Consider the following 22,908-nt stretch of genomic DNA (forward strand, 5'->3'; position numbering starts at 1 on the left):
TCGCAGCCCTCGCCGCATTGACCGCCGCCTCCCTGACCGCATGCGGCGGTGGTGGAGGTGGGGGCGATGTGACCACGCCGCCCGGCGGCACCCCAGCTCCAGCGCCCACGCCAGCCCCATCCCCATCGCCATCGCCATCGCCATCGCCATCGCCATCGCCGACACCATCACCCGCTCCGGCACCGGCCCCCACTCCAGCCCCCGCACCTTCGGGCAGCAGCTCCGCCGCCTGCTACAACGCGGCGGACTTCAACGAGGGAACCGTGCTCGTCGAAGAGGGACTCACGAAGATGGACGGGCAACCCGACCTCACCACCACCAGCACGACGACGACCGGAGGCCGGCAGGATTTCGCCGGCGCGAAACCGGTCATGTTCACGCCGCAGTCCACCGGTTCCCTGGGCAACAACCGGCTGTTCCGCGACCGCACGGCCAGCAGCGAACTGGCGTATGGCGTCGTCTCCGACACGTCCACCCAGGTACTGACGCAGGTCTACGATCCACCCGTGTCCACGCCCCTGGACATGCAGCCCGGCCAGACCGTCCAGCGGGACCACAAGAACCAGTTCACGATCGTGCCCAAGGCGGGCTCGGCGCCCAGCTCCTATTCGGAAACCGTGGAAGACCAGTTCACGTACGTGGGCAGGGAGTCGCTGCAGACCGCCATGGGTACCTTCAACGTCTGCAAATTCAACAACGACTTCGTCACGGTGGGGCCGACCGGGCGCGTCGTGGCCAACTTCCAGACCTGGGTGGTCGCAGAAGGCCCTTACCAGGGCCGGACGATCAAGATCGCCACGTCCAGCTCCAACGGCAGGCCCTCGACTTACGAGGTAACGAAGATCACCTATACCCCCAAGTAAGGCGCGCAAGCGGGCCGCAGGACGGTGGCGGGCGGCCGGGTCGGAACCGGCATGCCTGCCCAGCTCCTTGCAGCCACGCGCTCAGTGAAGCTTCAGCCGTCCGGACACGCGCTGCTGCAGCAGCCGCGCCAGGGCGAGCACAGCCGTCTTGCCCAGGCCCAGGATGGCCCGGTGGTGATTCAAGTGCAAGGAGATGTACATCCACTTCGCGATGAGGCCTTCCACGAAGAAGTTGCGTCCCATCAGGCCGCCCATGAGGTTGCCCACGCCCTTGTTATCGCCCAGCGACACCAGCGAGCCGAAGTCGCGGTACACGAACGCCTCGGTCACTTCGCGCTCGCGCAGCATCGCGCCGAGCACCTTGGCCAGGTAGTCGGCTTGCTGGTGCGCGGCCTGGGCCCGCGCCGGAACGGTCTTGCCTCCCTCCCACGGGCAGGCGGCGCAGTCGCCGAATGCATAGACGCCGGGCACCGAGGTGCGCAGGCGGTCGTCCACCACGAACTGGTTCAGACCGTTCACGGCCAGCCCCATGCGGGCATTGGCATCAGCAGCCTTGATGCCCGCGGCCCACACGATCATTTCGGCGGGAATGCTGCCTTCGGAGGTGACCAGCGCGCCACGGCGCACCTCGGTCACACGCGTGCCGGTGCGCACGTTGACCTGCTTGCGCTCCAGCGCCAGCCGGGCCTGGGCCGAGATCTTTTCGGGCAGGCCGCCCAGGATGCGCGGGCCGCCTTCCACCAGCGTGATGTCGAGCCGAAAGCGCTGGCCATCGCCCATGCTTTCCTGAAGTTCGGCATGGGCCTCCAGCAGTTCGGCCGACAGTTCCACGCCGGTCGCCCCACCGCCCACGATGGCCACGCCCAGCGCACGGCTCTCGGAGAAAGAAGCACGGGCGCACGCGGCCAGCCAGTCGGCATGGAAACGCTGCGCATCGCGCACGTTCTCCAGCAGGTACGCGTGCTCCACGCCAGGCGTGCCGAAGGCATTGGAGCCGCTGCCGATCGCCAGCACCAGGCGCGTGTAGCTCACGGTGCGCCGGGGCACCACGGCTTCACCCTGCGCATCGCGAATCTCCGACAAGGTGATGCCTTTGCGCTCGGTGTCGAGGGCCGCCATCTCGCCCATGGCAAAACTGAAATGGTTGCGCCGGGCCAGCACGGTGTAGGACAGCCCTTCCTGGTGCGCATCGAGCGTGCCGGCGGCCACCTCGTGCAGCGTGGGCTTCCAGATGTGGAACGGGCTGCGGTCGACCAGCAGCACCTTTTCCCGCCCTACCCGGGGCCCCAGGCCCCGCCCGAGGCGTGCCGCCAATTCCAGGCCGCCCGCGCCGCCGCCAACGATCACGATGTCGAAATGCATTCCATCTCCCGCTTTTTGTGCGATGCAGCAAGTTTAGGGCGCACGGGCCTTCCCCGCGCCCAAAAGGGCTCCTTTGCCGCACGCGGATGCGAAAAAGCCCGCGGCGTCGAAGCCGCGGGCTTTTCCCGGAGAAAGCGCGCCGGCTCAGCAGAGCCGACGCGGCAGGTCAGGCCAGATCGAAGCGATCGAGTTCGGTGACCTTGGTCCAGGCCGCAACGAAGTCGTCCACGAACTTGCGTTTGGCGTCCGCCCCGGCATACACCTCGGCCTGCGCCCTCAGCAGGGCGTTGGAGCCGAACACGAGGTCCACGCGCGTGCCGGTCCACTTGACCTCGCCGGTCTTGCGGTCGCGGCCTTCGAACACCCCGGCGTCCTGGGCCGATGCCTTCCACTCTGTGCCCATGTCGAGCAGGTTGACGAAGAAGTCGTTGGTGAGCGCGCCAGGCGTTGCGGTCAGGACACCGTGGCGGGTTCCGTTGGCATTGATGTTGATCGCACGCAGCCCGCCGATCAGTACCGTCAGCTCGGGCGCAGTCAACGTCAGCAGCTGGGCCTTTTCGATCAGCAGCACCTCGGCAGGCACGCTGTAGCGGCGCTTTTGGTAATTGCGGAAACCGTCTGCCACGGGCTCGAGCACTGCGAACGATTCCACGTCGGTCTGGTCCTGCCGCGCATCGGTGCGGCCCGGGGAGAACGGTACCGTCACCTCGACGCCCGCGCTCTTGGCCGCCTGCTCCACGCCCGCCGCACCTGCCAGCACGATCAGGTCGGCCAGCGAGATGCGCTTGCCCCCTGCGGCGCCGCGATGGAAGTCGCTCTGGATGCCTTCAAGCACCTGGAGCACCCGGGCCAGTTGCGCCGGCTGGTTGACGTCCCAGTCCTTTTGCGGCGCCAGGCGGATGCGGGCGCCATTGGCCCCGCCGCGCTTGTCCGAACCGCGGAAGGTGGATGCCGAAGCCCAGGCCGTACCCACCAGTTCGGACACCGACAGGCCGGAGGCCAGGACCTGTGCCTTGAGGGCCGCCACATCGGACGCCTCGACCAGCGGATGGTCCACCGCGGGAACGGGGTCTTGCCAGATCAGCACTTCCTTCGGCACTTCGGGGCCGAGGTAGCGGGCGCGCGGCCCCATGTCACGGTGCGTGAGCTTGAACCAGGCCCGTGCAAAGGCTTCGGCGAAGGCCTGGGGGTTGTCCAGGAACCGGCGCGAGATTTTTTCGTAGGCTGGGTCCATGCGCAGTGACAGGTCGGTGGTCAGCATGGTCGGCAGGCGCTTCTTGGTGGGGTCGTGCGCGTCGGGAATGATGGCTTCGGCGTTCTTGGCCTGCCATTGATGCGCGCCGGCCGGGCTCTTGGTGAGTTCCCATTCGTAGTTGAACAGGTTCTCGAAGAAGTTGTTGCTCCACTGCGCAGGCGTGGTGGTCCAGGTCACTTCCAGGCCGCTGGTGATCGCATCGCCGGCCTTGCCGGAGCCGAAGCTGCTGGCCCAGCCCAGGCCCTGCTGCTCGATGCCTGCGGCTTCGGGCTCGGCCCCCACATGGTCGGCCGCGCCAGCCCCATGGGTCTTGCCGAAGGTGTGGCCGCCGGCGATCAGGGCCACGGTTTCCTCGTCGTCCATCGCCATGCGGCCGAACGTTTCTCGGATGTCGTGCGCAGCGGCGATCGGGTCGGGATTGCCTTCGGGGCCTTCCGGGTTCACATAGATCAGGCCCATCTGGACCGCGGCGAGGGGGTTCTCCAGGTTCCGCCCCTGGCTGTCCGTGCGGTCGGTTTCCTGGCCATGCATGGCGGGGTCGGCCACCAAGGTGCCGTCGCCGGGGGTACCCTTGCCATAGCGGGCATCGCCGCCCAGCCACGTCTTCTCGCTGCCCCAGTACACGTCCAGGTCAGGCTCCCACGTGTCTTCACGGCCGCCGGCGAAGCCGAAGGTCCGAAAGCCCATGGTTTCCAGCGCGACGTTGCCGGTCAGCACCAGCAGGTCGGCCCAGGAAATTTTTTGACCGTATTTTTGCTTGATGGGCCAGAGCAGGCGGCGCGACTTGTCGATGTTGACGTTATCGGGCCAGCTGTTGAGCGGCGCGAAGCGCTGCTGCCCACGGCCCGCACCGCCACGGCCGTCGCCTGTGCGGTAGGTGCCGGCGGCGTGCCACGCCATGCGGATGAACTGCGGGCCGTAGTGTCCGAAGTCGGCCGGCCACCAGTCCTGCGAGTCGGTCATGAGCGCGCGCAGGTCTTTCTTCAGGGCTTCGTAGTCGAGCTTCTTGAACTCTTCGGCGTAGTTGAAGCTGCCGCCCAGGGGGTCGGACTTGGACGAATGCTGGTGCAGCAGGTCCACGCGCAACTGGTTGGGCCACCAGTCCTTGTTGAGGGTTCCACCATTGACGGCGGCGGCATGGAACGGGCACTTGGTCTCTTGGCTCATGGGGCATTCCTCTTGCGGCTGATTGATGGGTGAATGCTAGAGAAAAGACTCCCGCCGGAAAAGGCAATTAATCACATGCCTGGAATAGTTTTTCGAAATGATCAGCCATGACCGACTCCTCATCAAAGAGCGCGCGGCAAGCGGGCGCCGCATGTTTTTTCACTGCACTCCACTGCACGCCCTGCCCCGCCTCCTGGCTCTGTCAGATCAGCCGCCGCGCGCTGCGTCCGCGTGCAGTGGCAGCCCCGGTGCGTCCATGCTGGTACACAGGATGCGCCCGTGGGTGGAGTCGGTCACATAAAGCTTGGCCAGGTCGGCTCCGCCGAACGCCATGTTGGTGGTGGAGCTTCCCGGCACACCGCGCAGCACCTGCACCGGCTCGGCCCGGCCATTGAGTACCCAGACCCAGCCAAGACCGGGATTGGCCACGAGCAAACGGCCCAGTGCATCCACCGCCAGTCCGTCCGGGCCGCTCGGGCCGTAGGAGGTGAAGAACTGGCTCACCTTGGCCACGCTCCCATCGGGCAACAGCGGGACGCGCCACACGCAGTTGCCACGCGTCACGGCCAGGTAAAGCACGCGGCCATCCGGCGACAGTGCCACGCCGTTGGGACTGGGGACATTGTTCAGCAGCAGATCGAGCTGGCCGTTCGGACGCAGGCGGTACAGGCGGCCCGACGGGTCGTGCAGGCCGCTTTGCCCCTGGTCGGTGAAGTACAGGTTGCCTTCGGCATCGAACACCAGATCGTTCACGCCCTTGAAGCGCTCGCTGTTGCGACGCTCCAGGTAAGGCGTGATGGTGCCGCTCGCCACATCCAGTCGCACCAGGCCGTTCTTGTAATCGGTGATGAGCAACGTGCCGGCGTCCAGGAACTTCATGCCATTGGGTTCGCCGTCGTACTCGGCGACCAGGCTCCAGCCGCCCTGCGGGTCGATGCGGAAGATGCGCCCCCATGGAATGTCGGTCACGTACAGGTGGCCGGCGGTATCGAACACCGGGCCTTCGAGGAATGAATCGGTGATGGTGCCGCCGCGGTTGGCATCGGCCCATGCGCTGCGCGCCGGGCGCCGGAACGCATCGGGCAACGAGGTGAACGGCTCCAGTTCACGAACCTGTGGGGCCTGTAGCAAGAACATGGGATCGGCTTTCTTTGAAGAAGGGCCCGTCCCGGCGAAATCCTGGGCCAGGGCGGGAAACGGAATGCGATTTTCAGACGGCTTCGAACCCGTACAGCTGCGCAGGGTTGTCCACCAGGATGCGGTCCATTGCCATGGGATGGGACCCTGTCCAGGCTTGCAGCAGATCCACCAGATCGGCATCGTTCACCGTGCCGGGCGGCTCGGTGGTGTGGGGCCAGTCGCTGCCCCATACCAGCCGCTCGGGCACGGCCTGCACCAGCGCGCGGCCCAGAGGCAGCGTGTCGGCGTAACTCGGGCCTCGCACCGTGGAACGCATGTAGGCGCCGGAGAGCTTGACCCAGGTGTTGCCCCCGTCGAGCAGCCTGCGCAGCACGCCGTAGGCCTGCGCGGACGGGCCTTCCGCCGGGTCGATGCGGCCCAGATGGTCGATCACCAGCGGCACGGGCAACGCCTGCAGCACCGGCCGCAGTGCGACGATCTGCTCCGCATCCGCGAAGACCTGGATGTGCCAGCCACCACAGTGCGGATGGCGCGCGACCCGGCTCGCCAGCGTGGTGAGCATCTCGGGCGTGGTCGCACCCCAGGACTGCGGCGATACGAAGTTCACCCGCAGGCCGCACACGCGGCGCGCGGCCAGGTGTTCCAGCTCGTCATCGCTCACGTTCGTGCCCACGACCGCCACGCCCCTCGCGATGTCGCCGAGCTGCTTCAGGGCATCCAGCGTGCAGGCGTTGTCCGTGCCATAGGTGGAAGGCGTCACCACCACCGAACGCGCCGTGCCCAGGCGCTGCTGCAGCCGACGGTAGGCAGCCACCGGTGCATCGGGGGGCAAGCGCTTCCAGTGCACCGACGGTGCAAAACGCGGATCGAAAATGTGCATGTGGCTGTCGCATGCCATCGCGGGCAGCAAGCGCAACGGGCGGCTCACGCCCATGGAATGCGGCACTGGTGCGGGAATCGCAGGCAGGTGCATGGTGCCCGTCAGTCCAGTTTGATGTCGCCTTTGCGTACCACCTCGCCCCACTTGGCGTCTTCCTTCTTGAGGAAGGTGACGAACTCCGCGGGCGTGGAACCGATCGCCTGGGCGCCCAGATCCGCGAGGCGCTGCTTCACCTCGTCTTCCTTCAGTACCTCGACCAGTGCCTGCTGCAGCTTGGCGGCCACCGGCTCGGGCGTGCCCGCAGGCAGGAACACGCCGTTCCATTCATAGGCCTCATAGCCGGGAATGACGGTCTCGGCCACCGTGGGCACATCGGGCAGGCGCTTGGACCGCTCTGGGGCCGATACCGCCAGTGCACGCAGTTTGCCGCCCGACACCAGCGGGTACGAGGCCGCGATGGTGCCGAACATGAAGTCCACCTGCCCGCCCATCACATCGGCAATGGCGGGGCCACCACTCTTGTAGGGCACGTGCACCATGTCCAATTGCAGCTTCTGGCGGAACAGCTCCGCCGCCAGCCGCTGCACGGTGCCGCTGCCGCCCGACGCGAAGTTCAGCTTGCCAGGCTCGGCTTTCGCCTTGGCGATCAGGTCATTCACGTTTTTGAAGGGCGAGTCGGCTTTCACGATCAGCGCGTTCGGAGCCAGCAGTACCAGGGACAGCGGCTGCAACGCCGTGCTGGCGTAAGGCATCTTGGGGAACAGGTGCGGATTGATGGAATACGGCGTGGCGTCGTACAGCATGGTGTAGCCGTCGGCAGTGGCCTTGGCCACATAGCTCGCGCCGATCGTGCCGCTGGCGCCGGCCTTGTTGTCCACGATCACGCTGGCACCCAGCCGGGCGCCCATGCGCGTGGCCAGCACACGGGCCACGGCATCGGCAGCACCGCCGGGGGCGTAGGGCACGACGATCGTGATCGGGCGGTCCGGGAAAGCGGCATGTGCCACGGTGGCGGCAAGGGCGCAGGCGGCGATCAGAGGGGAGATGACAAAAGCACGCATGGAGTCTCCTGGTTCGAATGGCAAAGCGACAGAGAAAAAGCAACCGCAACCCGCCGCGAGCCCCGCGGCCCGGGCCCTGGACAGTTGCGTTGGAAGGCACGCCGGTGGTCAGTCGGCCTTGAGATTCAGGTCGAGGGCAATCTGCGTATAGGTGGCCACTTCACGCCCGACCCGCGCCAAGAAGGCAGCGCCGCAGGTCGACTCGGCGTCCAACCCCAGGCCACGCAGCTTTTCGGCAGCAGCCTCGCTCTTGGCGAAGTCAGCGGCCACGCGTTCCAGCGCCTGCGCGGCCGGCTCGGGAACGCCGGCGGGCGCCAGCACGCCGTACCATGCGTCGGCCGAGTAGTTGCCACCCCCCGATTCCGCGAAGGTGGCGACGTCGGGCAGCAGGCCGGAACGCTGTGGAGACGCCACCGCCAACGCCGCCAGCTTGCCGCTGCGGATCTGCGGCAGGACCGAGCCCAGCGTGGCGAAGGAGCTGTCGAGCTGGCCGCCCATCAGGTCCGTCACCACCGGTGCGGCGCCTTTGTAAGGCACATGGTTGAGCTGCAGGCCATTGGCGCGGGCGAACATCTCGGTCGCGAAGTGGCCCGAGCTGCCGATGCCAGCCGTTCCGGCAGTGATGCGGCCGGGCTCCTTGCGGGCCTTGGCCATGTAGTCGGCCAACGACTTCATCGGCAAGCCCGGCCCGACCACCAGCACCGTCGGGCTGGTCGCCACCGTGCACAGCGGACGGAAGGAGCGCACCGCATCGAACTTCACCCGGTTGCTGTACAGCCCGGGAATCATCGTGTGGTTGGTCGCACCGAACAGCAGCGTGTAGCCATCGGCCGGCGCGCTGGCCACCGCCTGTGCAGCCAGGATGGTGTTGGCACCCGGCTTGTTGTCGATGATGAATGGCTGGCCCAGCGCGCGGCTGGCGTGGTCAGCAAACGCCCTGGCCACCACGTCGGTGGGGCCGCCTGCCGCAAATCCCACCACCAGCTTCACGGGCTTGGAAGGATAGCCACCGGCCTGCGCGAAACAGGTGGCGGACACCATGCACAGCGCAACCGCCAGCGCCTTGCGCACCGGCGCTGCCAGCCTTCTGGTTTCGAAACTCTCGCTCATTGAATGTCTCCTGTCAGGGGCCGCACTGGCGGCGGCTTCTTGTTCTGGCGCAACCGGCATCCCACACCGGTCGGGGAAAAGCGGACACGCAACGCTGGCGTGCCCAGCCTCGGGTCTTGGCTACGAGGCTGCGGCAACGGCAGCCGGGGCGCGGGCCAACACCTCCAGCAGGTTCTTGGCAGCCCCCACGCCCATGTTCACGTAGGCATCGCCCGTCACGCCGCCGATGTGCGGGCTCAGGATGAAGCGTGGCTCGCCCTGGAACGGGTGGTTGGCCACCATGGGCTCCACGGCGAAGCTGTCCAGGCCCGCCGCCATCATCTGGCCCGATCGCACGGCAGCCAGCAGGGCAGCTTCGTCGACGAGTCCGCCACGCGCGGTGTTCACCACGATCACGCCGCGCTTGCACTGTGCCAGCGTGGCGGCATTCAGCATGCCGCGGTTATCGTCGGTCAGCGGGCAGTGCAGCGAAATCGCGTCGGACTCGCGCCAGATCGTCGCCAGGTCCACGCTCTGCACGAAGGCCGGCAGGTCCTTGGCGAAGGGATCGAAGCCGATCACGCGCATGCCCAGTGCATCGGCCATCCTGGCGAAGCGCAGGCCAATGGCGCCCAGGCCCACGAGGCCCACCGTGCGCCCACCCAGTTCCAGGCTCTTGTGCGTGGCCTTGTCCCAGTGGCCGGCGTGCATGCGGGCATCGAGTTGCACCACCGACTTGGCACAGGCCAGCAACAGGGCCAGCGCCTGCTCGGCCACCGCCGCGGCGTTGGCACCTGCAGCGGCCACGACCTCTACGCCACGGGCCTTGGCGGCCACCTTGTCGATGGTATCGGTGCCGCTGCCGTGCTTGGAGATCACCTTGAGCGATGGCGCCGCGTCCATCACGGCGGCGCCCACCTTGCCGTAGCGCACGATGATGGCCACCGGGTCATGCTGCCGACACAGCGCCACCAGGTCGTCTTCGGTGGGTGTCTTGCCGGCATAGACGATCTCGAAATCCTGAAGCAGATCGAGTGCCTGCTGCGCCAGATCGGCGCCGGTCACGAGGATGGCGCTCACAGCGATTCCCCTTCCTTCAGCACGCCGGCGGCGCGCAGCGCGGCGGGCAGCCATTTGGAGGCCGTATCGCCACGGGCAATCGCCTCGATGCGCGCGGCCTCATCGGCCACCTTCTTGTCGGCCAGCGCCATCATGGCGGGCGCCTTGGCACGCTCGATGACCACCACGCCATCGGCATCGCCCACCACCAGGTCGCCCGGGTTCACCACTGCGCCGCCGGCCGAGATGGGATGGTTGATGCGGCCCGGCACGTACTTGGTGGGGCCGGCAGGATTGAAACCAGCGCTGAACACCGGAAAACCGAGTTCCAGCAGTTCCAGCTTGTCGCGGATCGCACCGTCCACGATCACGCCGGCCAGGCCGATCTTCTTGCAGGCGCTGAGCATCAGCGTGCCCATGAGCGCGGCGGTCTGGTCGCCCTTGCCGTCAATGACCAGCACATCGCCCGGTTTCGCCAGCGCGATGGCCGCGTGGATCATCAGGTTGTCGCCCGGGCGCACTTCGACCGTGAAGGCGGGACCGGCCACCTTCATGTCCTGGTGGACGGGCGCCACGCGGGCATGCATGGTGCCGCGGCGTCCTGCCACATCGGACAGGATGGCGGCCTGGAAGGTCGCGGCCTTGGCGACGACCTCGGCGCTGACGCGCTCAATGTCACGGATGACTTCTGGGAGTTGGCTCATGGTGGTTCCAGTGGGGTTGGGAAGAAATAGAAAAACGGAAGAAAACACTGGCCTGCAGCGACCTCACTCGGCCTTGATGTTTCCGTCCTGGATGACCTTGGCCCACTTGGCGGAGTCGGCCTTCTGCAGATCGCCCAGTTGCCGGGGCGTGCCGCCGACCAGCGTGACGCCCAGCTTGTCGGCCAGCGCGACCACGCCCGGGTCCTTCAGCGCGTTGCCGATCTCCTGGTTCAGGCGCTGCACGATGGCGGCGGGGGTCTTGGCTGGTGCAAACACGGCCTGCCACTGCTCGACGACAAAGTCTTTCATGCCGACTTCGCCCATGGTGGGCACGGACGGCAGGGACTTCAGGCGCTGCGCCGACGTGACGGCCAGCGCGCGCAGCTTGCCCCCCTGCACATGCGGCAATGCAGCCGCGGCAGGCGCAAACATGAATTGAACCTGTTCAGCCAGCGTGTCCTGCAGCGCCGGGGTGTCGCCCTTGTAAGGCACGTGGATGAAGCGCGCGCCCGACTGCTGCTGCAGCAACTCCCCCTGCATCTGCAGGATGGTGCCGTTGCCGCCGGAGGCGAATGCCAGCTTGCCGGGCTGCGCCTTGGCCGCAGCCACCAGATCGGCCAAGGTCCTGAACGGCTGGTTGGCGCCGACCACGAGGATGTGCGGAATGGTGCCGATGGTGATCACGGGCTCGAAACCGCCGATCGGGTCATAGGGCAGCCTTCCCATGAGGTGCGGCGCGATGGCCTGGGGACCGATGGAGGTGCCCAGCAGGGTGTAGCCATCCGGCGGCGCCTTGGCGACGAACGCCGCGCCGATGGTGCCCGTGGCACCGGCCTTGTTGTCCACGATCACGTTCGTGCCCAGCGCTGCGCCGACGCGCTGCGCCACATTGCGGCCGAGCACATCGGTGCTGCCGCCCGGCGGGTACGGAACCACCCAGGTGATGATCTTGCCGGCAGGCCAGTCGCCCTGCGCCAGCGCGGGGCAGGGGAGCAGCGGGCCGAGCAGCGCGGCGCCTGCGGTGGCCAGCAGGCTGCGGCGTGCGAGCCGGGCCTTTGGAGAAGAAGGGATCGAGGTGGTCATGGGCTTGTCTCTTGTGGGTCAGGCGAAAGAGGAAGGAGGCGTGAAGCCGTACAGCGCGGCGGGGTTGTCCACCAGCACGCGATGCAGGATGGCCGCATCGCCGGTCTGGCCGGCCCAGTCGACGAGCCGATCCACCTGTCGGGCGTCGTCCGGCATGGGGTGCGCACCGGACGATGCGGTGGCGTGGGGCCAATCGCTGCCCCAGACCACGCGCTCGGGCGCGCAGCGCAGGTAGCTCGCGGCCAGCGCATCGAGGGCGGGGTCTTCGGTCGAGTGGTGTTCGCTCACGATGTAGCCGCCGGACAGCTTGATCCACGCCTGTCCGCGCTGCAGCAGGTCCTGCAGCAGCGCGTGTGCGGGATGTTGCCCGGCCTGCGCCGGCGAAATGCGGCCGAAGTGGTCGAAGACCAATGGAACGGGCAGCCGGCGCAGCACGTCGCCCTGCGCCGCCAGCAGATCCGGCGCCATCAGCAATTGCAGGTGCCAGCCCAGCGGCGCGATGCGGCAGGCCAGCGGCATCAGCGATTGCACGGTGCCCGATACGCCGAGCGACAGGTTCAGGCGCGCGCCGCGCACGCCGGCGTCATGCAGGTGCTGCAGTTGGGCGTCGCTCTCGCCGCCGTCGATCACCGCCACGCCACGCGCCTGCGGGCCCAGCGCCGCCAGGCCTTCGAGCATGCAGCGGTTGTCGGTGCCATAGGTCGAGGGTGTGACCAGCACGGTGCGCGCGGTGCCGATGCGTTGCTGGAGCGCGCGGTAGTCCTGCGCCGAGGCGTCCGGCGGCAGCAGTCTGGCGCCCGGTGCAGCGGGAAAGCGGCCGTCATAGACATGCACGTGGCAGTCGCAGGCGTCTTTCGGCAGCACCGTGCGCGGCGCGGCGCTACCGGCCGAGAAACGCACAGGCGTGGCAAAGCTTTCGCGGTGCATGGCGAGGGCTCGATGGGCGTGGGAAATAAAACGTTGCGGGGCGCCGCGTCAATCCAGGCTGGCGCCCGAGTCCTTGACGATCTTGGCCCAGCGGGGCACTTCGGACTTCAGCAGCGCGCCGAACTTTTCGGGGGTGCCGCCCAGCACATCACCGCCTTCGGAGCGGAGCTTTTCAGCCACGTCGGACTGCGCCAGCGCCTGGTTGATGGCCTTGTTCAACTGCTGCACGATGGGGGCGGGCGTGCCGGCCGGGGCCAGCACGCCATACCAGGAAGCGGCCTCGAAATCCTTGTAGCCCGACTCGGCCAGCGTGGGCGTCTGCGGCAACTGGTCGGATCGCTTGAGCGACGTGATCACCACCGCACGCAGCTTGGCATTGCGCACCTGCCCCAGCAGCGTGGGCACGGCCGACATGTACAGGTCGATCTGCCCGCCCACCAGGTCGGTCATCGCCTGGGCCGCGCCCTTGTAGGGCACGTGGCGCAACTTGATGCCGGCGGCGTTCTCTGCCAGTTCACCGGCCAGATGGGCGACGGTACCGTTGCCGGAGTAACCCAGCGTGATGCCGTCCGGCTTAGCCTTGGCGGCGGCGACCACATCGGCGAACGTCTTGTAAGGCGAGTTGGCGGGCGCGGCCATCACGATGGGGGCCGACGACACCAGCGCCACCGGGACCAGATCCTTCAAGGGGTCGTAGGGCAGCTTGGCATACAGCGAGGGGTTGATGGCCAGGTTGCTGGTCTGGCCCATCACCAGCGTGTAGCCATCGGGCGCCGACTTGGCCACGGCATCCACACCCAGGTTGCCGCCCGCCCCAGGGCGGTTGTCCACCACCACGTTCCACTTGTGCTGCTCGGTCAGCTTCTGCGCCACGGTGCGCGCGATCATGTCGGTGCCGCCGCCGGGCGGGAACGGCACGATCAGGCGGATTGGCTTGTTCGGGTAGCCGGACTGCGCTTGAGCAGTGCCGGCAGAAAAGGCCAGAACCGCCATGCCCAGCAGGGCGATGGACAAAGGAGCGCCCAGGGCGCGCCGGGTCAGCGAGAAAGTTGGCATGTTTTGTCTCCGTTGTGATGGGCCTGTCGCGCCTTGTTCCCAGGCGTTGCCAAGACTTTACGAAAACGTTTCAACCCATACAATATAGTTTCATACAGCGAAACATATTGCGCCATGAGCAACGCAATAGGCGGCAACCCAAACGCCTCATCCACACCGTCACAGGGGCTTGGCGAGGCCGCATCCGCCGCCCCGAGGTCCTCCTCTTCAGCCATGGCGAAAGAAACCGGCGGGGTCATCGCCGTAACGCGCGCCCTCCAGTTGCTGGAGGCGTTCTCCCTGGGCGAATCGCATCTGCCGCTCGCAGAGCTGAGCCGCCGCTGCGGGTTGCACAAGACCACCGTGCTGCGCCTGGCGCGCACGCTGGCGCAGTCCGGCTTCATGGTGCAGCGCGAGGACGGCGACTGGCGCCTCGGGCCGGCGGCGGGCTGGCTGGGGGCGCGCTACCAGGCGGGGTTCGACGTGCAGAATGTGCTGGAGCCGGCCTTGCGCGAGCTCACCCAGGCCACGGGCGAAAGCGCGGCGTTCTATGTGCGTGAAGGCAACGTGCGCACCTGCCTCGTGCGGGTGGAAGGCCCACAGGCGCTGCGCCACCATGCCCGCATGGGTGAAGGCCTGCCGCTCGACAAGGGCTCGCCGGGCCGCGTGATCCTGGCCTTCTCGGGCGAACCCGGTGCGGACTACGAAGACATCCGCCAGCGTGGCTACCACTGGTCCATCGGCGAGCGGGAGCACGGCGTGGCCACCGTCTCGGCGCCCGTGTTCGGCATGCATTGGCGGCTGATGGGCTCGGTGTGCATCTCGGGGCCGGAATCACGCCTGCCCGAAGCCCGTCTGCAGGCGCTGGCCAAGACGGTCACCGCAGCGGCCACACGGCTGTCCTATGCGCTGGCGGGCAGTTCCGCGCCCCCCTCCTCCACCGGGATGCGCGCGACCCAGTGGCATCCGTGATAAGTTGCAGGCGACCATTCGCGCCAGCCACAACACAACGGAGACAACCTTTGAGCCGCTACCCCTTCCCCGACCTCGCCGCCCTGCCCGACGACATCCGCGCCCGCATTCTCGAAGTGCAGGAAAAGGCCGGCTTCGTGCCGAACGTGTTCCTGGCATTTGCTCGGCGACCCGCCGAATGGCGTGCGTTTTTTCGCCTACCACGACGCCTTGATGCTCAAGGAGGAAGGCAGCCTGACCAAGGGCGAACGCGAGATGATCGTCACCACGACCAGCGCCGCCAACCAGTGCCTCTACTGCGTGGTCGCGCACGGTGCCCTCCTGCGCATCTACGAAAAGAAGCCGCTGGTGTCCGATCAGGTGGCGGTCAATTACCGCAAGGCCGACATCAGCCCGCGCCAGCGGGCCATGCTCGACTTCGCGATGAAGGTGTGCAGCCAGTCGCATGCCATCGAGGAAGCGGATTTTCCCGCGCTGCACGCCCACGGCTTCGATGACGAGGACATCTGGGACATCGCGGCCATCGCGGCATTCTTCGGCCTGTCGAACCGCATGGCCAGCTTCGCGGGCATGCAGCCCAATCCCGAGTTCTATCTGATGGGCCGCGTACCGCGCCAAAAATAGCGCCCTCGAAATGCGTTGACCCGCCCCAGGCGCCTCCGCCATACTGGGACAAAGCAATCACACGGCAAGAGCTGCAGCCAGCAGCCGCCTCGGCTTTGCAATACCCGCAAGAGGGGGAGGAAAACCATGGAACTCGCGTTTCGGAATGCGTGCGCGTCTGCGTCTGCAACCGCCTTTGCCATTGCGTTGGCGTGCACCGCCGCACTGCCCGCACAGGCCCAGTCAGACACCCCGCGGCGGGTGTCCAACCCACCCCTGCTGGAGTTGCAGCGCAAGGCGCCTCGCAGGCTCCAGCTGGCAGCGGGCCCGGCCACGCGCGCCGTGTCCCACGAAGCCTCGCTGGACCTGAACGTCGTCTACACCGACGGCAAGCTCTGGAACCCGGCCGAGCAGCGCTTCGACAAGGTGCGCCTGCGCAGCTACCAGGGCACCCGCGTCGATCCCAAGGCGCCTTTCGTCTCGCCCATGCTGGAGATCCGCCCCGGCGACACCATCCGCATCCGCCTGAACAACCAGTTGCCACCCGACCCGAGCTGCACCACGTTCACCGGCGGGGTCAATACGCCGCACTGCTTCAACGGCACCAACCTGCACACCCACGGCCTGTGGGTGAACCCGGCAGGCAATGGCGACAACGTGCTGATCTCCATCAACCCGACGGTGAGCTTCGAGTACGAGTACAACATTCCCTCGGACCATCCCGCCGGCACCTTCTGGTACCACACGCACCGCCATGGCTCCACCGCGCTGCAGGTGGCCAGCGGCATGGCGGGCGCACTCGTCATCCGCGGCGACCGGCCGCCCACCTCCACGCAGACGGGCGATGTGGACACCCTGCTGCGGCCCACTGCCCGCCAATCGTTCAAGGAACGGGTGCTGGTGCTGCAGCAGATCCAGTACGCCTGCCGCGACAAGAACAACCGCATCCAGTTCAACCCGGACGGAACCTACCGCTGCAACGAAGGCGACGTCGGTGGCATCGAGCACTACAAGGCCGTGGACAAGGAGGACAAGGACCAGTTCGGCCCCGGGTCCTGGCCAGCCTCCGGGCGCTACACCAGCATCAACGGCGAGGTGCTGCCCACCTTCGAGGGCGCGAAGGCTGGGCAGATCGAACGCTGGCGCACCATCCATGGCGGCGTGCGCGACACCATCAACCTGGAGTTCCGCAAGCTGCGGCCGGGCGCTCGCAGCGCACAGGCGCTGCGCGCCAGCGAGCACGATGCCTACATCGAACAAAATTGCACGGGCGCCCCGCTGCCCCAGCACCTGATCGCAGCCGACGGACTGACCACCGCTGCGGCGATCCCCAGCACGCAGACGGTGTACCAGCCGGCTTACCGCTGGGACACCTTGATGGTGTTTCCCGAGGCGGGCGACTACTGCGTGATCGACGCCGCCTCGCCCGCTTCGGCCAGCGTGAACCAGGCGCCCCCGTCGCGCCAGTTGCTGGGCACCGTGAGCAAGGTCGCCCCTGGCAATCCCGTTCCTCAGAACATTTCGGCGTACCTCGCAGCGGAACTCGCCGCCGCTGCCGCCATCAACCTGCCCTCGGACGTGCGGGCCCAGGTCAGCGCTGAATTGAAGGATGGACTGAAGCTCACCAGCTTCGTGCCCCACCCCACCGTGCAGGACAGCGAAGTCACGGGCACGCAGACCCTCGCATTCAACATCGACCTGAACGCCCAGCCGATCCAGTTCCAGGTGAACGGCAAGCCCTTCGATCCGAACCGCGTCGACCGCGTGCTGACCTTGGGCGGGGTGGATGAATGGACGCTGCAATCGGACTTCGTGAGCCACCCGTTCCACATCCATGTGAACCCGTTCCAGATCGTCAAGATCCTCGACCCGGACGGCAAGGACGTGTCCGGACCGGACGGCGACGACAAGGCGGACGGCACCGTCGACCCGCAATACCGCGCGCTCAAGGGCGTGTGGAAAGACACGCTCTGGGTGAAGAACATCGCAACCAAGGAAAAGCCCAACGGCAAGTACACGCTGATCGTGCGAACGCGCTACCAGCGCTACATCGGGGACTACGTGCTGCACTGCCACATCCTGGACCACGAAGACCAGGGAATGATGCAGATCGTGCGGGTGGCATTGCCGGACGGCGCTGGCGGGGCCAGTAAGGGCCACCACTGACCTCAAGGCCCGACGCCCCCCCGACACCGGAGAACCTCCCCATGATCAGCAAAAGAAACGCACTGAAAACCGCGGTCGCCGCCGGCCATCACCCCGTTCTCGGGCCTGATGCCCCGAGAGACCTGATCTTCAGGATGCACCGGCAACCTCGACCGCATCTGCCCGTCCGGGAACGCGCTTGGCCGACGGGAGATCACCGCGCTTCGCGGTGCACCCGCTGCGCGCCTTCACCGCGGCGCAGCCACAGCGCAGCCAGCGGTTTCTCGTCTCCCTGGCAGGTGATGCCCCCCTGCCCCCGGCGGGGCAGCCGGTCTGCCTGCTGATCGGTTGTCCCATCGACGGCATCCCCCACGAGTGCGGGCGAGCCGCCCTTGCCATTGAACTCTTTCCCACCAAATGACCATGCCTGCAGCATCCCGTTCCACACCCGCCACGGCCTTTCCACGCACCCAACGCATCGGGATCCTGGTGTTTCCCCAGTTCGAGCCGCTCGACGTGTGGGGCTTCATCGAGGCGTTTTCCATCGCGCGCTTCATCGGCACCTCCTATGCCAACGCGCCGGCCCTGCCGTTCGAGATCGTGCTGATCTCCAACGAGTGCAGGCCGGCCGCGAGCGGTGCCAGCCCTGCGCCGGTTCCCGCGCCGGTGGCCAGCTTCAACGGCCCCCGCGTGGCGCCGGATCTGTTCCGCGACGAGGCGCTGGAGCAGCCGCTGGACCTGCTCATGATTCCCGGCGGACAAGGGGTCGGCACCTTGCTGATGGACCCGGACACCGCAGCCGTCCAGGCCTTGCTGCAATGGGTGCAGGCCATGGACCAGCACGTGGCCGTGGTCACTTCGGTCTGCACCGGCGCGGCCATCCTGGCGCGATCCGGCCTGCTGGATGGGCGGCCGGCCGCCACCAACCACCAGGCCTTCGGCTGGGTGGCGGGCTTCGGTCCCGCGGTGCTGTGGGACAACGTTTCGCGCTGGGTGGATGCGGGCAAGTACGTGACCTCGGCGGGCGTGTCCGCAGGGACCGACATGGCCTGGCACCTGGTTGCTCGCCTGGCTGGCCGTGCCGTGGCCGAAACGGCCGCCCTCGCCGCCGAGTACGACTGGCACCGCGATCCGGCGCAACCCATCTTCTACCCCCAGCAGGCTGCGGTGCCTTCTTCCCGAGTCCTCTGACGACGTCAGCAGAAGGGGGGAGCGCTAATCCCCCGCGTCGGCGCGCAGCATGCCCCACAGCATGCGCACCAGTTCGTCCTCGAACGCGGGCTGGCCCAGCAGGGGCGAGTCCTCCAGCGCGGCGCTGCGGATGGCGCCCATGATGGCGCGCGTGGCAACGAACATCATGGCCGGCGTGGGAGCGCGCACCGAGGTATCGCCCACCTCGATCAGGCGGGCCAGCGCCAGGGCATTGCGCTCCGCCCCTTCGCGCAGCGCGGCCGTCACGCGGTCGTGGTGATCGATGCGCCAGCCCAGCCGCACCATGCCGCGCCGAACCCGCGAATGGCCGCCGGTGCCGAAGGCCGCCACCAACAGCCGCACCACGTCGCGCAGCACGGCCCGCACCTCACGCCGCTGGGCCACGGCCTCGTCCAACAGCTCGCGCAATTGCTGCTGCACGCGGTTGCGCTCGCGCTCCACCATGGCCAGCACGATGGCCTCCTTCGAGGGGAAATACTGGTAGAGCGTGCCGATGGAAAAGCCCGCCACCTGCGCGACCTTGTTGGTGGTGACGCCCTCCTCGCCTTCCTTTTCCACGATCTGGGCGGTGGCGCCGAAGATGGCCTCGATGGTCTGGCGCGCCCGCGCCTGCGTGGGCTGGCGGCGCATGCCGGAGGAACTGTCGGGGGATGGAGATTTCTTCAAAGGCGGCTTTCGAGCGGTGGACGCGGCACGGCAGGGCCAAGCCCTGGAAACTGAATGGTGCTCAGAAAAGGTGGCGGCGGCAAGGGTGCCAGCGTCACCTGGCCCCAACCATCCGCCCCTTCAGCCGGCGGATGCCGTCGATTGCCGCTCGATCAGGCGAAAGCCCAGATCGAAGATGGTGCGCGGGCCCGCGTTGCCCCGGCAACGGTCGATGACCAGTTGCGCCGCCAGCCGGCCGATCTCCGGGCCATCGACATGCACAGTGGTGATCGAAGGCAGCATGTGCTCGCTGAAGTCGGCATTGCCAAAGCCGCAAATGGCGAGGTCCTGCGGCACCCGCAGCCCGCGGGCTGCGGCCTCGACGAGCACGCCATGCGCCAGCGTGTCCGAACTGCACGACACGGCCTGCAGCCGCGGCTCCTGCGCCAGCAGCTCCGCCAGGGCCCTTCGCCCCAGCGCCAGGCTGCTGGGTGCGGGTACCGTGGCGGTCGGCACGTCTCGTCCCAGGGTGGCGACGAAACCCTCGCGGCGCAGCATGGCTCGGTGATCGCCGCCCGTGGCAATTCCCACGCGCTGCCAGCCCCGGGACAGAAAGAACCCCGCCACCGCGCTGCCCACTTTCAGGTGCGAAAAGCCCACCACCATGTCCACGGGGCGGTCGCTCAGGTCCCAGGTTTCCACCACGGGAATGCCGGATCGGCGCAGCCGGTCGCGCGCGCGCTGCGATTGCACCAGCCCGGTCATCACCAGCCCGTCGGGCTGGCGGCCGATCATGGTGTTCAGCACGGCCTCTTCGCGCTCGGCGTCGTAGGCGGTCTGGCCCAGGATGAGCTGGTACCCCTCGGCAGCCAGCGTGGTCGTCAGGCTTTGCACGGTGGGCAGGAACTGCGACACCGACAGCGCCGGGACCACGGCCGCCACCATCAGGCTGCGGCGGGACTTGAGCCCACCCGCCAGCAGGTTGGGGATGTAGCCCGTCGCCTCGACGGCCTGCTGCACCCGGGCCTTTGTCTTGTCGGACACCACCCCCGGATTGCTCAGCGCACGCGAGGCGGTGATCAACGACACGCCAGCGGCCTTGGCCACGTCGTGAAGCGTGGCCGCCTTGAAGTTGGAGGGGGCGTTCATGGGGGTTTCGGAGCACACCGGTCGGGCGAAAGACGAGGACCATACCGCATTCCACGGCACCGCCCGTGGCGAGTGCACCGCTGCATTCCAGAGCACGTCCCGGACGCCAGCGGCGGTCACGGACGAGGGGAAAACCCCCAGCAGAAAAGCTTGCCGACCGGAAATGACAACGATATCATTTCCAATGCGCGCACACAGCGCACCTGAAAAAATCATAAAAACATGTCGATCCTGTAGTGTTTTTGGCGGGGCTTCACCTTCCAACCAAAAATGACAACGTTCGCATTTCCATTAGGAGACAAATCATGAAACGATTCCTGGCAGCCATTTCCCTCGGCATTCTGGCTCTCGGCGCCCAGGCACAGTCCTGGCCCGAAAAACCCGTGACCCTGGTCGTGCCCTTCCCGCCTGGCGGCTCGACCGACCAGGTCGCACGCGCCGTGGGGCCCCGGTTGACGGAGAAGTTCAAGCAGTCCTTCCTGGTGGACAACAAGCCCGGCGCCACCGGAACGATCGGCGCCACGTTCGTGCAGCGGGCCGCGCCCGATGGCTACACCTTCCTTGTGACCTCCCTGGGGCCGCTGGTCATCGTGCCGCACCTGCTCAAGGGCCTGCAGTACGACGCGCTGCATGGTTTCGACCTGATCACCGTGGCGGTGCAGTCGCCCAACGTGCTGGTGGTGCCGGCCAACTCCCCGCACAAGACCGTGGCCGACGTCATCGCCTACGAGAAAGCCAACCCCGGCAAGATGAGCTTCGCCTCGGCCGGCAACGGCTCAAGCGACCACCTGACCGCCGAGCTGTTCTGGCAGCAGACGGGCACCAAGGGCGTGCACATTCCCTACAAGGGCGGCGCACCGGCCCACACCGACCTGATCGGCGGTCAGGTGGATGCCTCGTTCCAGAACATCAACGCCGTGTCGCAATACATCAAGGCCGGCAAGATGCGCGCGCTGGCCATCACCAGCGCCAAGCGATCGCCGGTGTTGCCCGACGTGCCCACGCTGGCCGAAGCGGGCGTGCCCAATGTCGAGGTCGCTTCCTGGCAGGCCATCGTCGCACCCAAGGGGCTGCCACCCGCCGTGCGCGAAAAGGCCCATGCGGCGTTCGTCGAGGCGCTCAAGGACCCGAAGGTGCGCGAGCAGTTCACGTCGATCGGCTTCGAGATGGTCACCAACACGCCCGAGCAGTTCGCCGCCTTCCAGCAGCAGGAGTTCGCCCGCTGGAAGAAGGTGATCGAGACCGGAAGGATTTCGATCGACTGACCCTCGCCCTGCCTGCCTGGCGCCTGCCCCCCCGTTTTGCCCGAATGACCTGCACTGCACCATGACCGCTTCCTCGTCCCCCTCCTCTTTCAGCGACAGCATCGCCTGGGTCCGCATCTCATCGTGCTACCTGCCCCTGGCCAACCCCATCAGCGATGCCAAGGTGCTGACCGGACGGCAAAAGCCCATGACCGAGATCGCCATGCTGTTCGCCGAGATCGAGAGCAAGGACGGCCACCGGGGCCTGGGCTTCAGCTACTCCAAGCGGGCGGGCGGGCCGGGGCAGTTCGCGCACGCCCGGGAGGTCGCGCCGGCGCTGCTGGGCGAAGACCCGAGCGACATTTCCCGGCTGTGGACCAAGCTCTGCTGGGCCGGCGCGTCGGTGGGGCGCAGCGGCATGGCGGTGCAGGCCCTCGGCGCCTTCGACGTGGCGCTGTACGACCTCAAGGCGCGCCGCGCGGGCCTGTCGCTGTCCAAGCTGCTGGGCTCGCAGCGCGACTCGGTGCGCTGCTACAACACCTCGGGCGGCTTCCTGCACACGCCGCTGGACCAGCTGCTGCGCAACGCCAGCGCCTCGCGCGAGCGGGGCATCGGCGGCATCAAGCTGAAGGTGGGCCAGCCCGACCATGCGCTCGACATCCAGCGCGTGGAGGCGGTCCGCAAGCACCTGGGCGATGCCATGCCCATCATGGTCGATGCCAACCAGCAGTGGGACCGCCCCACCGCGCAGCGCATGTGCCGCGTCTTCGAGCCCTTCAACCTCGTGTGGATCGAAGAGCCGCTGGACGCCTATGACTTCGAAGGCCACGCCGCGCTCGCCGCCCAGTTCGACACGCCGATCGCCACCGGCGAGATGCTCACCAGCGCGGCCGAACACGGCGAGCTGATCCGCCACCGCGCGGCCGACTACCTCATGCCCGATGCACCCCGCGTGGGGGGCATCACCCCGTTCCTCAAGATCGCCGCGCAGGCCGAGCACGCGGGCTTGAGCCTGGGCCCGCACTTCGCGATGGAACTGCACGTGCACCTGGGCGCGGTCTATGCCACCGAGCCCTGGGTCGAACACTTCGACTGGCTCGAGCCGCTGTTCAACGAGCGCCTGGAAATCCGCGACGGCCGCATGATGGTGCCCACGCGCCCGGGCCTCGGCCTGAGCCTGAGCGAGCAGGCCCGCGGCTGGACGCGCGAAACAGCGGAGTTCGGCACCCGCGCGTGAGCCCGGCGCCATCGACAATCGAGCGGCATGCCGCATGCAAAGCCCCCAGAACATCGCCCCACCCACGACGACCGCC

General features: G+C 67.4%; 20 protein-coding genes and 1 pseudogene. 7 read left to right on the forward strand and 14 right to left on the reverse strand.

What is annotated here, in order from left to right; translation table 11 throughout:
- The coding region (locus AC27IO_RS01285) for a hypothetical protein (protein WP_498736853.1) at positions 1-863 on the forward strand (863 nt) is incomplete at its 5' end.
- Positions 864-944: 81 nt separating this feature from the next.
- Here AC27IO_RS01285 and AC27IO_RS01290 read toward each other — a convergent pair.
- The 11 genes from AC27IO_RS01290 to AC27IO_RS01340 form a co-directional block, all read right to left on the reverse strand.
- On the reverse strand, positions 945-2,225 hold the full coding sequence (locus tag AC27IO_RS01290; RefSeq protein WP_272569444.1) for an NAD(P)/FAD-dependent oxidoreductase: 1,281 nt from the start codon (positions 2,223-2,225) through the stop codon (positions 945-947).
- Between the two features lie 166 nt (positions 2,226-2,391).
- Complete coding sequence (gene katG / locus AC27IO_RS01295; RefSeq protein ID WP_498736855.1) at positions 2,392-4,647, reverse strand: catalase/peroxidase HPI; 2,256 nt, start codon at positions 4,645-4,647, stop codon at positions 2,392-2,394.
- 207 nt (positions 4,648-4,854) lie between these two features.
- The gene (locus tag AC27IO_RS01300) at positions 4,855-5,784 is read right to left on the reverse strand and encodes an SMP-30/gluconolactonase/LRE family protein (RefSeq protein WP_498736857.1); all 930 of its coding nucleotides are present in this window, start codon (positions 5,782-5,784) and stop codon (positions 4,855-4,857) included.
- Positions 5,785-5,857: 73 nt separating this feature from the next.
- Positions 5,858-6,760: an amidohydrolase family protein gene (locus AC27IO_RS01305; protein WP_498736858.1), complete on the reverse strand. Its 903-nt coding sequence runs from the start codon at positions 6,758-6,760 to the stop codon at positions 5,858-5,860.
- An 8-nt stretch (positions 6,761-6,768) separates the two neighbouring features.
- Positions 6,769-7,728 carry a Bug family tripartite tricarboxylate transporter substrate binding protein gene (locus AC27IO_RS01310; protein ID WP_498736860.1) on the reverse strand — a complete coding sequence of 320 codons (960 nt, stop codon included), beginning with the start codon at positions 7,726-7,728 and terminating at the stop codon, positions 6,769-6,771.
- 108 nt (positions 7,729-7,836) lie between these two features.
- Positions 7,837-8,769 carry a tripartite tricarboxylate transporter substrate binding protein gene (locus tag AC27IO_RS01315; protein ID WP_498736923.1) on the reverse strand — a complete coding sequence of 311 codons (933 nt, stop codon included), beginning with the start codon at positions 8,767-8,769 and terminating at the stop codon, positions 7,837-7,839.
- A 189-nt stretch (positions 8,770-8,958) separates the two neighbouring features.
- Positions 8,959-9,897 (reverse strand): NAD(P)-dependent oxidoreductase, encoded by a 939-nt coding sequence (locus AC27IO_RS01320; protein ID WP_498736862.1) that lies wholly within the window; start codon positions 9,895-9,897, stop codon positions 8,959-8,961.
- Positions 9,894-10,580 (reverse strand): RraA family protein, encoded by a 687-nt coding sequence (locus tag AC27IO_RS01325; protein WP_284430905.1) that lies wholly within the window; start codon positions 10,578-10,580, stop codon positions 9,894-9,896. The genes AC27IO_RS01320 and AC27IO_RS01325 overlap by 4 nt, the downstream gene beginning before the upstream one ends.
- 63 nt (positions 10,581-10,643) lie before the next feature.
- Positions 10,644-11,663 carry a Bug family tripartite tricarboxylate transporter substrate binding protein gene (locus tag AC27IO_RS01330; RefSeq protein ID WP_498736865.1) on the reverse strand — a complete coding sequence of 340 codons (1,020 nt, stop codon included), beginning with the start codon at positions 11,661-11,663 and terminating at the stop codon, positions 10,644-10,646.
- Positions 11,664-11,681: 18 nt separating this feature from the next.
- Positions 11,682-12,590 (reverse strand): amidohydrolase family protein, encoded by a 909-nt coding sequence (locus tag AC27IO_RS01335; protein ID WP_498736866.1) that lies wholly within the window; start codon positions 12,588-12,590, stop codon positions 11,682-11,684.
- Positions 12,591-12,638: 48 nt separating this feature from the next.
- Positions 12,639-13,646, reverse strand: coding sequence for a Bug family tripartite tricarboxylate transporter substrate binding protein (locus AC27IO_RS01340; RefSeq protein ID WP_498736868.1), 1,008 nt, complete (start codon positions 13,644-13,646; stop codon positions 12,639-12,641).
- A 213-nt stretch (positions 13,647-13,859) separates the two neighbouring features.
- Here AC27IO_RS01340 and AC27IO_RS01345 point away from each other — a divergent pair, with 213 nt between their 5' ends.
- The 3 genes and pseudogenes from AC27IO_RS01345 (at position 13,860) to AC27IO_RS01355 (ending at position 17,366) form a co-directional block, all read left to right on the forward strand.
- Positions 13,860-14,597, forward strand: a complete 738-nt coding sequence (locus AC27IO_RS01345; RefSeq protein ID WP_284430901.1) for an IclR family transcriptional regulator — start codon at positions 13,860-13,862, stop codon at positions 14,595-14,597.
- Between the two features lie 50 nt (positions 14,598-14,647).
- Positions 14,648-15,221 (forward strand): annotated as a pseudogene (locus AC27IO_RS01350) (peroxidase-related enzyme).
- 240 nt (positions 15,222-15,461) lie between these two features.
- Positions 15,462-17,366: a multicopper oxidase family protein gene (locus AC27IO_RS01355; protein ID WP_487088734.1), complete on the forward strand. Its 1,905-nt coding sequence runs from the start codon at positions 15,462-15,464 to the stop codon at positions 17,364-17,366.
- A 193-nt stretch (positions 17,367-17,559) separates the two neighbouring features.
- Here AC27IO_RS01355 and AC27IO_RS01360 read toward each other — a convergent pair whose 3' ends face one another.
- Complete coding sequence (locus AC27IO_RS01360) at positions 17,560-17,781, reverse strand: hypothetical protein (protein ID WP_284430898.1); 222 nt, start codon at positions 17,779-17,781, stop codon at positions 17,560-17,562.
- On the opposite strand from AC27IO_RS01360, the gene AC27IO_RS01365 reads away from it, so the two are divergent.
- The gene (locus tag AC27IO_RS01365) at positions 17,769-18,536 is read left to right on the forward strand and encodes a DJ-1/PfpI family protein (RefSeq protein WP_498736871.1); all 768 of its coding nucleotides are present in this window, start codon (positions 17,769-17,771) and stop codon (positions 18,534-18,536) included. The genes AC27IO_RS01360 and AC27IO_RS01365 overlap by 13 nt on opposite strands.
- Before the next feature lie 24 nt (positions 18,537-18,560).
- Here AC27IO_RS01365 and AC27IO_RS01370 read toward each other — a convergent pair whose 3' ends face one another.
- Positions 18,561-19,223: a TetR/AcrR family transcriptional regulator gene (locus AC27IO_RS01370; protein ID WP_284406886.1), complete on the reverse strand. Its 663-nt coding sequence runs from the start codon at positions 19,221-19,223 to the stop codon at positions 18,561-18,563.
- Between the two features lie 120 nt (positions 19,224-19,343).
- Positions 19,344-20,351: a LacI family DNA-binding transcriptional regulator gene (locus tag AC27IO_RS01375; RefSeq protein WP_498736874.1), complete on the reverse strand. Its 1,008-nt coding sequence runs from the start codon at positions 20,349-20,351 to the stop codon at positions 19,344-19,346.
- 305 nt (positions 20,352-20,656) lie between these two features.
- Here AC27IO_RS01375 and AC27IO_RS01380 point away from each other — a divergent pair, with 305 nt between their 5' ends.
- Both AC27IO_RS01380 and AC27IO_RS01385 read left to right on the forward strand, forming a co-directional pair.
- Positions 20,657-21,616 (forward strand): Bug family tripartite tricarboxylate transporter substrate binding protein, encoded by a 960-nt coding sequence (locus AC27IO_RS01380; RefSeq protein WP_498736876.1) that lies wholly within the window; start codon positions 20,657-20,659, stop codon positions 21,614-21,616.
- A 61-nt stretch (positions 21,617-21,677) separates the two neighbouring features.
- Complete coding sequence (locus AC27IO_RS01385) at positions 21,678-22,832, forward strand: L-talarate/galactarate dehydratase (RefSeq protein WP_284406888.1); 1,155 nt, start codon at positions 21,678-21,680, stop codon at positions 22,830-22,832.
- The last annotated feature ends 76 nt before the right edge of the window (positions 22,833-22,908 follow it).

The sequence above is a fragment of the Acidovorax sp. KNOB132 genome, from assembly GCF_057541515.1.